This is a genomic window from Spirosoma humi, assembly GCF_054776575.1.
The window spans coordinates 1,762,490-1,776,870 of record NZ_BAAHBR010000008.1; the positions used below are offsets into that span (position 1 = coordinate 1,762,490).

Sequence of the window (14,381 nt, forward strand, 5' to 3'; positions counted from 1 at the left end):
TGACTTGAACAAAATTAGTATTTCATATAGTATAATAATCTTATTACCATATGAAATACTGTAGAAATTTAGTTTGCGACTAATCCCGTGACTGCGATGTTGTTAAGGAAGTTTTGCTCCCCACCAGAATTGGGCACAATCGTTACGTTAATGCTCTGCCCTGTTCTTGACGGAATCCCCGTTTTACGAGCAATACTGAACCCGACGATTTTGGCACCAAACCCTGCGAAGGCTGCGGTCGTTTGCACTGTAATGAAATTGTCATCTTCGCTAAAGCTCCACTGGCTATTTGTGTTAGGCACTCCACCAATTACTTGCGAAGTGCCACTAGCGGTCGAATAGGTGATCGTGAAAGCGGACAGCTTGGCAATTTTGAACGAAACGGTTCCCGCAGAAGGCATGTTCTTAACTTCCGTTATGTTGACAATAAAGTCGCGCGTAGTACCCACTGAAGCAGCAGTGAAATTTAGGTTGTCAATTAAAATGGTAGGCGTCAAATCCGGCATTGCCTGGCCAACCAGTACGTGCAGCGTGGCGCTACCACAAACCGATGGAGTGCTGTTATCACAGGCTGTGTAGGTAAGATTGACCGGTCCCGTTACACCTGGGGCTGGTGTGAAGGTGTAACTGCCCGTTGCCGTCAGCACCAGCGTTCCCGACGACGTCGACGTTGTGCCTGCATTCGAAACTGTCAACGTATTACCCTGGTCGTTCGTCAGTACATTACCCGTAGCAGGAGTACCGCCTACAGTCGATACATAGTCGTCGTTGATGCTCACATTAGCCGGAGCGCCCGGTGCTTTCACCGTAATGCTAACGGTTGCCGTTGCACAATTCGCCTGCGTTTCACAGACTCGGTAGGTTACGATATCGGTTCCGTAGTAACCCGCTGTTGGGGTGTATACCAAATTGCCGTTTCCGTCGATGCTTGCCGTGCCATGCGCCGGTCCCGTGGCAATGGTTGGGTTGCCTAGAGTACCACCGGGATTACCCGGCCCGTCGTTCACCTTTACGTTGATGACAGTAGCCGCAGGCGTGGTTGGACTGCCCGTTACGGTTGCAAAATCAGGGTTGGCAACGGGTGGGTTTGTGGTTGCTGCCGGATCGAGTACCGTGATTGTCAACGTCTGCGTGGTGCAGTACGTAGGAGGAGCCAGTGCACAGACAGGAACATTATAGACATACACCCCTGGCGTTGCACTGCTGAAGGTAAATGTGCCATCGCTGTTGACGGTCAGAGAAGGGGTCGAACCGCCCGGCGAACTGGCTGGCGATGGTGCAGGACCGTAGGTGGCACCTACAGGAATCACATCGTTCGTTTTAACACTGCCTGTTACGGGTACAGTCTTGTTTGTAACCACAAAATCCGGGTTGGGATTGAAAGGGTTGATCAAGATATGCAGTGTTCCGCTGGCACTCACCGCCGGAGAGCCATCATCGGTCGTTGTGTAGGAGAAATCAACCGGGCCAGTCGCGCCTGCCACGGGTGTGAACGTATAGCTGCCTGCCGATGTAACGACCAGCGTGCCTTTGCCCGCAATGGTTGTGGTCTGAGCCGTAACAGTCTGTGTATTCCCTTCAGGATCACTATCGTTGGTTTTTACGTTACCCGTCGCCGATAGGCTCTGGTAGGTACTTATGTAATCATCTGCGGCTACGGTTGTGTTTGCGCTGCCTGGTGCCTTAACCGTAATGGTTACGGTGGCCGTAGCGCACAGGTTCGAGCCTGGTGTTTCGCAGACCTGATAGGTCAGCACATCCGTTCCGAAAAAATTAGCATTGGGCGTATACACTACGTTTCCGCTACCATTTACCGTTGCCGAGCCATTGGCAGGGGGCACAGTAATGGTTGGGTTACCTAGCGTACCACCGGCATTGCCTGGCCCATCGTTCGCTTTCACATTGATGGTTGCGGCAGATGGATTAGTGGTTGCGCCTGTCGTAGACACAATATCCGGGTTAGCGACCGGCTTATTGGTGTTTATCGTTGGATCAAGTACTGTAATCGTCAGTGTTTGCGTTGCGCAGGCCGTTCCCGACAAGCCGGATCCGCAAACGGGCACAGCGTAAATATACACTCCGGGGGTTGCGCTGGTAAATGTGTAGGTGCCGTCGGAGTTGACCGTTAGGCTTGGCGAGGAACTGGCTGGCTGGGTTGTCGACGTTGGTGCTGGGCCGTAGGTGGTGCCTGCTGGTACAAAATCGTTCGTTTTTACGCTACCGGTTGCCGGAACGTTTTTATTGGTTACGGCGAAGTCTGGATTGGTAGTCAACGCACAAGCCAGACCACCACCTGTTGATGTTCGCGTATCAACGAAGGCACCGAATACGTCGAGATTACCCCCCAGTACACTCAGCCCAACCAGTGGCGCTACCGTTAACTGAATTTCATCGAATGGTTTGGTCGTAATAAAGCCAACGTTGGCAACCGTACTCGTCGAACCAAATAGGGTTACGGATAGATCAAGCAGACTACCATTACCGGTTCTGCTTTCCTGCAGCACACCATCATTGTAAGTCGAAATCGTTAATGCACCGAACAAATCAGCGAGTACAAGACCGGATACTTTTCGAACCGAGAAGCCAGCGAACGTGCCTACCGGATAGGTACTGATCGGGTCGAGTACAGCAATGGAGGCATTTGTGGCTACCGTTGCCAGGTTGGTAATGGTAGCGAAGTCGGTCGTAGAGGCCGAAACGACATTCCACGGGTCGCGAATAGTTGTTGCCGCTGACACTACCCCTGTAACGCCCGTGCGGGCCGCATCGATAACAACCGGGAACGTTGGATTGCTCAGGTTATAGGCGGTGTTACAGACGATAGTTGCCGCGCAAGTCTTCTCAAATATGGCACTGTAGATGTTGATTGTGCCCAGATTGACGCCCACTAAACTGGGAATCGTGATCTTAACTTCATCGTAAGGCACCGTGGCCACAATACCGACAACCTGGCGGGTCAGGCCGTTCAATAAAGCCGTTGTCGCTCCAACAACGATGGCATTGCCGCTACCCGTCTGTACCAGTGTTCCATTGTTGTACAATGAGATTATTGCCGAGCCTACAACATTGGCTGATACTACCGAATTGGTTTGAATATCAAAGCCCGCAAAACTGTTGACAGGATACGTATCCAAAGCATTCGCCACGGCAAAGGTTGCGCTGGTCGATACACCGGTCGTCAAGACGATCTCCGCAAAGTTTGTCAGGTCCGTGTCAATCACGTTTCCGGCGTTGTTGATGGCGCATGCCGCACAGGCAGCTCCCGGAAATCCTGTGTTGTTTCCGTCGACATAAACCGGGGAAGCAGGCGCAACCAGGGGCGTCAACGTGTTTTGAGGAATTGTGTTGTCGGCGCAGGCAACGCTTGGACCCGCGCAGAACGTTTCAAAAACGGCCCCATATATATTCGTTGTACCCACGACAGTAGCTCCTGAAATGGTAAGTTTAACCTCATCAAATGCCGCTGTCGCGAGAAATCCAATCGTTCGACGACTGGTACCACTCAACAAGCCACTCCCTACTGAGATCAGACCAGCTCCAGACACACTTTGCCCGGTGGCTACACCATTTAGATAAGTAGATAGCGTCAACCCTCCCAATGCTGATATCGTAGCCAGACCAGGACTGGAGATATCCATACCCGCAAAACTACCGATTGGGTAATCGGCAACTTGATCTTTGATCGCAAATGAAGCGCTACCTGCAGACAATAACAGATTTACAGCGGCAAAATCAGTTGTATTGGAATTGATGGCATTATCCTGATCAGTTACGGTTGCTACATTAACACCGCTAAATCCTGTATTGACAGGATCAACAATTACTGGATAAGTAGGTTGATTCAGGAGTGTTGATACGTTACAGGCCAAAGGTGTCGTTGGTGCCTGGTAGGCGCGCATTACCGCATAATACACATTGAAGTTCTGAAGTACTCCGGCAAAGGTGATCTCGATCTGATTGTAAGGTTTGGTCGTGTAAAATCCTACCTCATAGGCACCAGATACGGATGAACTTACCGAAAGCAAATTAGCGGCCGTCTTTTCTTCTTGAGCTGTTCCTCCGTTCAGGTAAGTTCGTATTGTGATGTTGTCAAGTAAGCCAATATTTATGGCCCCGGAGGTGCTAATCACAAACCCGGCGAAATTTCCTGCACTGTAGGTGTAAGAAGCCGGGTTGTCAACTACCTTGAGCGTCGTACTCCCAGCCGCTACAACGTGCGCAGTAGCAAAGTCAGTTGTACTGGCGTTGATCACGTTAGCTGGGGTGTCATCTCCTGATAAACCACCGCTTTCCCAGAAAGCAGCTCCTTCCCTTGAATTTGTTTGGCTTACCGAAAAACCTCCTGTCGTGTTAATCCAGGGCGTTGAGGTTAATGAATTGATGGAGGTAATCTTGCTTTGCTGGGCATTAACCCTAATGCTCATAAACAGCGATGTGCAGAGAATCGCCCATATAAGGCGTACGGCTAATCTCCTCCTTGGTAAGGAAGTAGAATTGTGTTTCATAACTGGTTGAATTAAGGGGAATTGAGAGTAAGTAAATCTTTTGCGACTTGAGTAAATACTAGTTTATGAATTAATTAAAAAGGTTCTTATATATGTATTTATTGGCTGTTTATTGGGCCTAAAAGTATTGTAAAGTTTACTATATTGAGAAAAATATCTGTTTTTCGGCAAAATATGTTAATATATTTGATTGTGATAACATTTGATGTATTTACAGTTAATATTTAACACATTGTATGGTATTTGGCTGATTTTATTGAACGAATCGAACCACCGCTTATGCTTTATTTTGGCTGACAAATTGGTGGGTTGTGCTTATAGATAGAAACAAAACCAAACCATTTGGCTGGCAGGCTGTTTATAGAGTACTCAACTAAAGAAACACTACCATGGATAAATTGCAGAAGTTTGAGTTGATGAACAAGATCGTTCGTGAACTGGAAGACCTTCAGAACAGCCAGACGGCACTTATTGAGAAAATCGGTAAGATTGAAGTAGACAATATGAACGGGCTGAATGACTCATACCTGGAGCAAAATCTGGGCACCATGCACGGCAAGATTGCCGAGAACGTCGATTCAGTAACCGAAATATTCGCGCACTTTGAAGCGCAACGCGACGAGTACGGCGAAAAGAACAGTGCAGCCATTGCCGCAGCCGAAGCTGCTGCTGCTCTGGAAGCAATCAAGTAATACCCCCCTTTTCTACACAAAAAGCCGGACAATCTGTCCGGCTTTTTGTGTTAATGAGCAGTCTTTAACCAAACCCATCTGAAGCTAAAAACAGTCGCAATCAGTAAAGCAATTTACTGGCCCGGAACGGCCCATCGGCAGCTTGCAGGAGCTTAGCCCGTAAACGCACATTATAAGTTGGGTGGTCAGCCAGAAACTTGCGAACCAGTTGTGTCGTTTCGGGAGTCTGGTAGCTGGATAGGGTGGCGCGGAGCCAGGATTCGGGGAAGAAGATATCGCCTGTTCGCTGAATTTCCTCTACTAAGTCAAGACTCTTGGGTAAGTATTTGGCCGATGTCTTCGCCCGTAATGGATGATGCAGATACCCCAGGGCTGCCGTTACCCAGGCCTCGTGCTCACGGTTATCATCGCTGGCCAGAGAAGCGAAAAACGCGTCGCGATCCGATACATTCGATGATAGGGCAGGCATCATAAACGTCAGCCGTTTCCGTCGATCCGGGTTTTTGATGCGGGATAGTTGTTTTTCCAGAATACCACCGACCGGATAATCACGAACGGCCAGCGATAGAGCCAACGCCGTATAATCGTCTTCAGTAAGGGTAACACCAGCGGGGGCTTTCTGCTCATTCCAGATCGTATAAAGTCGATCACGAGCTTCGGTACTTAGGGCTATCGATTGATACAGGCGAAATAATAATTTCTTTTTTCCAGCAGCGGTTTCCTGTTTCATGGCTTTCCAGGCATCCTGCTCCACGGCGGCTGCGAGTGCAGACTGGTTTTCAGGTTTGGTCAACGTCCAGACAATATCCGAAAGCTGGTTGGTCAGCAAGCGAAGATTCAACTCTTCCGGTTCATGCGCCAGCAAGGCCCGGTAGGTAGTGGCCAGTTGTACCGGCGTTATGCCTTGCGCCGAAAGCATATTCTCGTACAGATTGATGTAAGCCGAAGCCCGGGTTACGGGGTTCTTAAGCGTCGCCAGGTTTGGCATCATCGCGGTATCGACCGGAAAAAGTCCGTAGCCCTGCCCCGATGAATTGAAGACGATGAACAACGGGACGGGCTTGCCCACTGCTTCTGTCAATAGGGTCTGTGGCTGCGTCATATTTACGGTCAATTCCTCCACATGATCAGCGTATACCAAGGCAAGCTGAAATCCCTGTGGCCAAAAGCGGGCCGAGCCATCCTCTGCCGTTTGTGACACGACTAACCGGCTGATTTTGTCGCCCTGCCTATCGAGCTGGTAACTGAATTTCGGCCGACCGGTTTCGTTGACCCAAACCCGATTCCAGGTTTGTAAATCGGCGGGGGTGTGCGTATCCAAAATGCTGATCAGGTCAACCCAGCTCGCATTGCCGGACATATATTTTTTGAGGTATTCCCGCAAGCCATCCCGCAGCGCGGTTTTGCCCATCAGTTGCTCCAACTGGCGCATCATAATGGGTGCCTTGTGGTAAATGATTCCACCATAAAGTGAACCGGCTTCCTGTAAATTGGCCAGCGGCTGACCAATGGGATTGGCTCCTTCGGTACGATCTACGCCGTAAGCCGCCGGGTAATGATCGACCACAAACTGAAGATCATAATTGGCCTCGGCGCGGTCCGACGCTTCGGCGGATACCTCCATGATTTTGTCGGCGATGAAGTTGGCAAACACTTCCTTGAGCCAGACATCGTCGAACCAGCGCATTGTGACCAGATCACCAAACCACATGTGGGCTGTTTCGTGAGCAATTACATGGGCTCGGGCCAGACGCTGGTCGCGGGTAGCGCCGTTGTCCAGAAACAAAGCCGATGAACGATAATCAATTGCGCCAACGTGCTCCATGCCACCGTACTGAAAATCGGGCACCGCCACAAAGTCGAACTTCTGAAAAGGATACGGAATCTGCGTGAACTCTTCCAGAAACGTCAGGGCATCGGCATGGAGTGAAAAGAGCAGATCGGTACTTAGGCGTAGTTTGGTCGAGTCGGTTTCGCGGTGGAGGAGCGTCATGGCGCGCCGGTTCAGCGTGCGGGCCACCGGCGTAAACTTACCCGCCACGAACGAAAACAGATAAGTGGGAATAACGTCCGACGTCAGAAAGTTTACTGTTTTTCGATCGCCCACAACCGACGAGTCACGCACGGGCGCATTCGTCATGGCCTGCCAGTTGGTTGGAATGGTTAGCGAAAGCTGAAACGTGGCTTTCAGGTCGGGCTGATCGAAGCAGGGAAAAACCGTTCGGGCGCGGTCAGGAACGAGCAGTGTATACAGGTATTCATCGTTGCGGTTCAGGGATAAATTCCCCGCCGTAAATTGAATGGAAATTATATTCTTTCCCGGCTTTAACGAAGCAGTAGAAATGAGCAGATGTTCGCTCTCAAAGACAATAGGAATGCTGGTGCCATTGGCTGAAACCGCTTGCAAATGAGTGCGTTCATCCTTGAAGTCGAGTTGTATCGCTTTTTCTTTCCGGCCCGATGCTGACCAGAAGAAAGTAATTGTTTCGGTGGATAGAATAGGCTGGCTTTTCTGCGCGGGAATGTTGAACTTTAGTGCATACGCTAGTTGGCTGATCTGCTGCTTTCTTGCTTTGGCGAGGGTGTGCGAAACGCCGGTTTCGACCATGAGGGACTTGGCTGGGGAGGAACGATGACTGCACGACATCGTGAGTAAACTAATGACGAGTAGCGTACTGCCGTAACAAGTGATTTTTGAAAGGTTCCAGACCATTGAGGTAGCGAAGTTGATAGGCGTTTGTTGGTTGCGATTCCTGAAAAGTCAGGCAGTTGATGAGGCAACAACTAAAACCGACCAAACGACACACTGAGATTGGGAATGGGTTAACAACGTTGGGTCAAAAATAACGCACGTTATGAAACGGCAGCTATCTTTTCTGTTATTACTGGCAATTATCGGTCGGGCTGTTCCTGGCTGGGCCAACTCGATCCTGATTCCGATGGATAATCAGCAATCGAATCACCTCAAGGCGTACGGTATCGCGTACAAAGCGCTAAAAGAAGATCTGGATGTCGACTGGCTGCTGAATTACCGGGGCGGCAGTTTTATGATCAAACAAACAGCCTCGATTGAAACCGAATGCCGGATACGGGGCGTTTCGGTCGAAGTTATTTCGGATGCTAAAGCGGCTTCGATTAAACAGCAACTGGCCGATCCTGACGTAAACATGAATGTGGTCACGCTTCAGAAAGCGGCCAAGGTCATCGTTTACTCGCCCATCAAAGTAAGTCCGGCTGAATTCGAGAATACCGATGCCGTGTTGCTGGTGTTGACGTATGCCGAAATTCCCTATGAAGTCGTCTATGATGAAGAAGTGCTGAAGGGCGACCTGCCCAAATATGACTGGCTGCACCTGCACCATGAGGACTTTACGGGCCAGTACGGGCGCAACCTGCATCGGCAGTCGCTGACCGACATTAAGGTGCAGGAAGATATTGCCCGGAAATACGGCTACTCAAAAGTGTCGCAGATGAAACTGGCTGTAGCAAAGGGCATTAAAGCTTTCTGTGCGGGTGGAGGATACCTCTTCGCCATGTGTTCGGCCGCCGAGACGCTCGATATCGCTTTGGCTGCCGAGGGGGTCGATATTGTGGGTAGCAGCTACGACGGCGACGATATTGACCCGGATGCCCAGTCGAAACTGGATTTTAGCAAGACTTTTGCGTTTGGCAATTTTACCCTCGAAGGCGACAATGGCTACCGGGGCTTCTCTACTTTCTCAGATATTAATTCGGCAGGTGGGCGTGGCTTCGATCAGGCCAGCGGTTTCTTTGAGCTGTTCAATTTCTCGGCCAAGTGGGATGTTATCCCGGCGATGCTCACTCAAAATCACGAATCGATTATCAAGGAATTCTTCGGCCAGACAACGGCCTTCCGGAAAACGGCCGTCAAGCCAAGCTCGCTGGTGATGGGCGAAGGCAAAACCTCTGACCGCTATATCTATGGTGAATCAGGCAAAGGGCAATGGACATTCTACGGCGGCCACGATCCCGAAGGGCTTCGGGGTGGGGGCGGCTTTCGTAATCCTACCGACCTGAATCTGCATCCCCACTCGCCCGGCTATCGGCTCATTCTGAACAACGTTCTGTTCCCGTCAGCCCGGAAGAAGAAACGGAAAACGTAATAGTTTAACTGCGATTTTGTCATGCTGACGAAGGGAGCATCTTAGGATTTCTGCACCTGTCAACTGGGAAACCTTAAGATGCTTCCTTCGTCAGCATGACAAAATTCAGAACGTCAGCACGATTTTTCCGGTTGTCCGTCGGCTTTCCAGTTTTTGATGGGCGTCGGCAATCTGACTGGCGGGGAGAACCTCGCTCACGGTGATTTCCAGTTTACCCTCGTCGATAAACTGGTTGATCGTCCGGAGGTCGTCGCCACTGGTATGGACCAAGATACGTTCTGCACGAATATCGGGGCGAATGGCCAGCACTTTGTCCATAGCACCATAGGCGATGGAAATCAACCGGCCGTTTGGTTTCAGAACTTTAGCCGAAGCCATGATGGTATCGGCACCGGCCGTGTCGAAAACAAGGTCAACATCGCTTACCGACTCGTCCACACGGGTCTGGGTATAGTCAATGAATTCATCGGCTCCCAACGACCGGACAAAGGCTTCGTTTTTGCCCGAAGCGGTTCCGATCACGTGAGCGCCCAGCGCTTTTGCCAGTTGAACTCCCAGGTGACCAACTCCGCCGGATGCGGCCTGAATAAGAACGTTTTCACCCGCTTTTAACTGACCGTGTTCGGTGAGTGCCTGCCAGGCCGTAAGCACAGCCAGCGGAGCTGCGGCAGCCTCTTCAAACGATAACGTTGCGGGTTTGAGCGCCAGGTGAGCAGCGGGGGCGGCTACATATTCGGCATAGGCCTGGCCTGGTTTCGGGAAATTGACCATGCCATACACGGCGTCACCCGGTTTGAAGGCTGTCACCTCAGAACCGGCTTCAACAACCTCCCCCGCCATATCCCAGCCCAGTACAATAGGATGCGAATAGTCTTTTGAGTAAGGAGCTGCACCACTACGGGTTTTAAAGTCGGCAGGGTTCACGCCAAACGCCTTGACTTTAACCAGGACCTCATCGGGCTTGATGTGTGGAGTCGGTATGTCCTGAATAGTGAAGTTTTCGGCACCACCCCAATCGCTTAACACAACGGCTTTCATACGTTTACGTTTAGATCATTCTTTGCGTCTGAGTCAACAGGAGCACGCCCGAAAGAATTCACATTTCAGCTTGGCAATAGCTTAAATTCACCCGTGGTTACGTCATACTCATACTGGCGCGGGGTACCTGTCGCCAGTTCCACTTTCTCAATGTCTTCGGGACTAATATGTTCCAGGTCCATCAGCAGGGCCCGCAGACTGTTGCCGTGGGCCACCACGAGTACCGGCTGGCCTGCCTGCAAATGGGGCAAAATTGTATTCTGGAAGTAAGGGATAACCCGCGCGTGGGTGTCGGCCAGGCTTTCGCCGTTAGGGGGCTGATCGGTATAGCCGCGTCGCCAGCGAAAAACCTGCTCTGCCCCAAACCGCGCTTCGGCTTCATGCTTGTTCATGCCCTGCAGATCGCCATACATACGTTCGTTGAGAGCCGCATTTTGCTCAACGGGCAACTCCGCCTGACCAATCTCGTCCAGAATGATTGCCATTGTCTCAATTGCCCGTTGCAAAACCGATGTAAAGCCAATGGCAAAGTTCGGCGGTTGTTTGGCTTTCAGTAGAACTCCGGCCTCGCGGGCTTCGTGGCGTCCCAGATCGGTTAACGGCGTATTCGTGGAACCCGTAAAGCGATTTTCGGAATTCCACTGCGATTGTCCATGCCGGACGATGACGAAAAGAGGCATATTAAATTAAAACAGGCTGTATAGGGCAACTAATGCTATGTGGAGCAACGTGTTCAGGCACAAAGCAGTTTGGGGGCTTCTTGGCATTGCAAGCGTTGTGCCTGTCTTAAATGAATGAACTCGGCTAGGGTAAGTTGATCACCTCGGCAACGATATTGCTTTCGGCCAGCACTTCCTTGGCATAGGAGCGATGCCCTCTCGGCGACATTAAGTACAATTTTCCTCCTTTTACGGCGGCCAATTGACTCAATAATTTTAATTTAGACAGCAAGTGCCGCGCTTCATCGCCACTGCTTTTTAATATCACCTCGAAGTAGGACTCCTGATCGAACTGTTTTCCGGTTACGTCAGGAGTGAACTGTTCGCTGTCTTGCTGACGACCGTAAGAAATGGGAGTTTGAAATCCTTCTGTATTGGCTTTGATGTCGTTGAAGCCATGTACCCGCACCCAGTCAGCTACTTTCGGAATGTATGTTTGTTTGCTCATGAATATGGTAATTTAATGGTCAATTAAGCAGCTTCTATCTGCCGAGTGCGCCGACGCGGTAGATGAGCTGTTCATTAGATCAGGTTAAGCGAAAAAAAAGTCAGAACTTTTTCTTTCTGACAGGGTCCGAACCAGTTTCGGCTAAAAAGTAAATTAGGCAACCGGTTTGTGTTTGAGTAGACGCGAGGTATAGCCGTCAGCCCTAATCCTACCGTACTGGCGTTAATTAAGGTTTTGTATTCAAAAAAGGCGTATTACACAGCTTGTATTGGCCGAATAGAGGGCAAGATACGAAAGTATCCTGAGACAGTCCCTCAGTTCGATACGGGTGATCCTGATGTATTCGAGTGACTACTCGGTAAAGCGTTGATTCAACGACCAACGTAACCGCAAAAAAGAACACCACCACATGCCGCGTTTCTTCGCTTCAGGTATAAAACGAAAAAACATGCCGTTTGCTTACATGAGGTGAGAAGAAACAAAAAAACCGGTCGCGCGACCGGTTTTTTTAGGTGTTAAAGAAAGCGTTCTTTTCAGAAGAGAAGAATCTTCATAAACCACTCTCAATTGATTCGGATAAATTTTTGTTGGCAGTAATAGCAGTGATACACACGGGTTGGGATGAAGAAAAGTACATATTTGAGGAGGAACGGGCGCGGAACCCGTTCCAGCGCATAGGTACGCTGGCACCATGGACAGGAACGTTTGAACGTTAAACGGAATCCTTTGGGGGAGTTGGTTCCCGGTTCAGCTTCCTTATCGGATGCATAGTTGGATGTAGAAGAGAGGGAGTACATAGCCTAAAGAGGAAAAGATTTCTGGCAACTAAGTTTGCGATTTTTTGTTTTAATGAACATTAAATATACCTAACGGTGCTATGTATAGATATTGATCAAGTTCCCCTTTGATTAGTGAAAAAGCGGGCTATAGAGGCAATGAGGGCACTTGCTAATAAGTAAGTAGATTGCGTAATTGGGTTTCGCTAAAAGTTAGATATACTCAAATGAGCTATTGGGTGCGGGGAAACACCAGGACGTAAAAAAGGCATAGTAGATATAATCCACTATGCCTGGTCTTTGCAGGAAATTTACTTCAGACAATAAGGCGTATTCAGGGTATCAATCGGAATGCCGTCTACGTAAATCTGGCTCAATGAACCGGTAATTAGTAAGCTAACGCATAATGTTAGGTAGATACAAGCGCTTCATAGTGGACAGGTGGATTACACTATATCAAAAGAGCCCAATCACCGACGAAAAGTCGTAATAGCCTCTTCGTAGATATGGACGCCGGGTATTTCGCGTACACCGTTGGCTACATCGGCCTTAATAGCTCCCTCATCAATGATCCAATATCCATTAGGTACCTGATTCGGATCAACAATAGTAAAAGTCCATTTCATATGCACCCCCTTCGGCTTGGCGACCAAGGCTACATCGGGCATTAACCAGGTTGTCTGCCCCGGTTCAGTAAGCGCTGTTTGCCGCTCGGCTTCGGCCCGTTGATGCTCCCGTACGCGCAGTAATTCCCGATTGTAATGTTCCACGGCATCCTTGAGGGGTTGCATGGCAGCCAGAATAGGAGCCGTCATTTCTTTCTCAATCTCCATCCAGTCGTGTTTTTGTTTGTCGAGTTGACGGGTAATCTTGAGTCGCTCAGCAGTAACGAGTTTGATTAGTTCATGACCTTGAGCCACGTGTTTGATTAAGGCTTCCTGCTGCTCGGGTGTACCACAGACAGCAGGCTGTTTACGAAGAAAGGCAATATAGCCTGACAGAGAAGCCTGGAGTTGTTCGCGCTCACCCGAATCAGTTAGGGACAAGCCGGTAGTCGGTTTATGTTCAGTATCCATATCCCTAAAAGCAATTAATGGGTATAAATGTTGACAAAATCATATTTATCAAGCGTAGGAAACTGCTAGTGTGGATTTATGATGCGTACCTAAATATAAAAACCGAGAATCATTCTTATAACTTTCAACAAGTCAAAACAAATTCTTCCGCGCTTGGGACAGGTATATGAAATACTTTATAAAAAAGTGGTGATGTTAATAAAAAACTGTTCAGTATTCTGGTACTACATATAAGATAAGCCGGTTTGGTCAAGCTCCAAAGCCGAATATGGCTAACTGATTTCAATGTGGGTTTCGCTTGCTCTCAATCCGCTATAATCCAAAGCCTTATTTGATTGAATTGCTTATTAAACGTACAGAGAAGTTGTTTCAGCTATCATCCTATAACGTCTGTTTGCTTAAGTGATGTTCCCCATATTAGTCAGTATAAATAAGAGAAAATAAGTTTAGATTAAGTTTGATCTATTTACGTTAATAGCATTGCTGCGTATAGCTTATATTTCTTAGTAGGAAATTGTTTCGGCTATTGATAGCATTGCAACTTAAATCAAAACAAGAGAATCTCGCAGTCAGGTAAATACTTTCGCGGACTTAGGAAGTATATAATCAATGATACAAGGTGAAAACTGCTGGAATGATTAACTAAAAGAGGAATATTATAATTAGATATATTTCATCACTGATCGCTATCTACTTAGATAAAGTCTCATCCATAAAGTGCACAATTAGCTAATGTTTTGTGTAACTATATGATTAAATTTTATTATTTTATTGCTTGCAAGAAATCGTATGTACTAGCTGCATGAATATAGCACTGCTTTAAATAATACTATTATTTTTTTTATAATTATTTATTAATATTGTTGGTGTATGGTCATTATTATCGTTTGCAAATAAACTATTTTTCGACTCTACGTGAAATTCAATACAAAAGCTTTAGTTAGCTAAATGACTTGTTTTGTTATAACATAAATGAACGCGTTTTTTATTGTATTTGCAATCT

The 14,381-nt window shown here is 48.5% G+C and carries 9 protein-coding genes; 2 read left to right on the top strand and 7 right to left on the bottom strand.

What is annotated here, in order from left to right:
- Positions 1 to 68 precede the first annotated feature (68 nt).
- Positions 69 to 4,505 (bottom strand): beta strand repeat-containing protein, encoded by a 4,437-nt coding sequence (locus ACYU8Y_RS16005; RefSeq protein WP_460938964.1) that lies wholly within the window; start codon positions 4,503 to 4,505, stop codon positions 69 to 71.
- Positions 4,506 to 4,894: 389 nt separating this feature from the next.
- On the opposite strand from ACYU8Y_RS16005, the gene ACYU8Y_RS16010 reads away from it, so the two are divergent.
- Positions 4,895 to 5,197, top strand: coding sequence for a hypothetical protein (locus ACYU8Y_RS16010; RefSeq protein WP_460938966.1), 303 nt, complete (start codon positions 4,895 to 4,897; stop codon positions 5,195 to 5,197).
- 100 nt (positions 5,198 to 5,297) lie between these two features.
- On the opposite strand, the gene ACYU8Y_RS16015 is transcribed toward ACYU8Y_RS16010, so the two are convergent.
- Entirely contained in the window at positions 5,298 to 7,910 is a 2,613-nt protein-coding gene (locus tag ACYU8Y_RS16015) for a M1 family metallopeptidase (RefSeq protein ID WP_460938968.1), read from the bottom strand.
- Positions 7,911 to 8,052: 142 nt separating this feature from the next.
- On the opposite strand from ACYU8Y_RS16015, the gene ACYU8Y_RS16020 reads away from it, so the two are divergent.
- Positions 8,053 to 9,321: an asparagine synthetase B gene (locus ACYU8Y_RS16020; RefSeq protein WP_460938970.1), complete on the top strand. Its 1,269-nt coding sequence runs from the start codon at positions 8,053 to 8,055 to the stop codon at positions 9,319 to 9,321.
- 105 nt (positions 9,322 to 9,426) lie between these two features.
- Here the strand turns inward: ACYU8Y_RS16020 and ACYU8Y_RS16025 are convergent, their stop codons facing one another.
- From ACYU8Y_RS16025 to ACYU8Y_RS16045, 5 genes are all read right to left on the bottom strand, one after another.
- Positions 9,427 to 10,359 (bottom strand): NADP-dependent oxidoreductase, encoded by a 933-nt coding sequence (locus ACYU8Y_RS16025; protein ID WP_460938972.1) that lies wholly within the window; start codon positions 10,357 to 10,359, stop codon positions 9,427 to 9,429.
- A 65-nt stretch (positions 10,360 to 10,424) separates the two neighbouring features.
- A complete protein-coding gene (locus ACYU8Y_RS16030) occupies positions 10,425 to 11,039 on the bottom strand; it encodes a 2,3-bisphosphoglycerate-dependent phosphoglycerate mutase (protein WP_460938974.1) in 615 nt (204 codons plus the stop codon).
- Positions 11,040 to 11,163: 124 nt separating this feature from the next.
- Positions 11,164 to 11,526: a hypothetical protein gene (locus ACYU8Y_RS16035; protein WP_460938976.1), complete on the bottom strand. Its 363-nt coding sequence runs from the start codon at positions 11,524 to 11,526 to the stop codon at positions 11,164 to 11,166.
- A gap of 563 nt (positions 11,527 to 12,089) precedes the next feature.
- Positions 12,090 to 12,323, bottom strand: a complete 234-nt coding sequence (locus ACYU8Y_RS16040; protein ID WP_460938978.1) for a hypothetical protein — start codon at positions 12,321 to 12,323, stop codon at positions 12,090 to 12,092.
- A 449-nt stretch (positions 12,324 to 12,772) separates the two neighbouring features.
- On the bottom strand, positions 12,773 to 13,378 hold the full coding sequence (locus ACYU8Y_RS16045) for a hypothetical protein (protein WP_460938980.1): 606 nt from the start codon (positions 13,376 to 13,378) through the stop codon (positions 12,773 to 12,775).
- Positions 13,379 to 14,381 lie beyond the last annotated feature (1,003 nt).

Bases quoted from the DNA above. Each gene is read 5' to 3' on its own strand.
- ACYU8Y_RS16005 (WP_460938964.1), bottom strand. From the start codon at position 4,505: ATGAAACACAATTCTACTTCCTTACCAAGGAGGAGATTAGCCGTACGC.
- ACYU8Y_RS16010 (WP_460938966.1), top strand. From the start codon at position 4,895: ATGGATAAATTGCAGAAGTTTGAGTTGATGAACAAGATCGTTCGTGAA.
- ACYU8Y_RS16015 (WP_460938968.1), bottom strand. From the start codon at position 7,910: ATGGTCTGGAACCTTTCAAAAATCACTTGTTACGGCAGTACGCTACTC.
- ACYU8Y_RS16020 (WP_460938970.1), top strand. From the start codon at position 8,053: ATGAAACGGCAGCTATCTTTTCTGTTATTACTGGCAATTATCGGTCGG.
- ACYU8Y_RS16025 (WP_460938972.1), bottom strand. From the start codon at position 10,359: ATGAAAGCCGTTGTGTTAAGCGATTGGGGTGGTGCCGAAAACTTCACT.
- ACYU8Y_RS16030 (WP_460938974.1), bottom strand. From the start codon at position 11,039: ATGCCTCTTTTCGTCATCGTCCGGCATGGACAATCGCAGTGGAATTCC.
- ACYU8Y_RS16035 (WP_460938976.1), bottom strand. From the start codon at position 11,526: ATGAGCAAACAAACATACATTCCGAAAGTAGCTGACTGGGTGCGGGTA.
- ACYU8Y_RS16040 (WP_460938978.1), bottom strand. From the start codon at position 12,323: ATGTACTCCCTCTCTTCTACATCCAACTATGCATCCGATAAGGAAGCT.
- ACYU8Y_RS16045 (WP_460938980.1), bottom strand. From the start codon at position 13,378: ATGGATACTGAACATAAACCGACTACCGGCTTGTCCCTAACTGATTCG.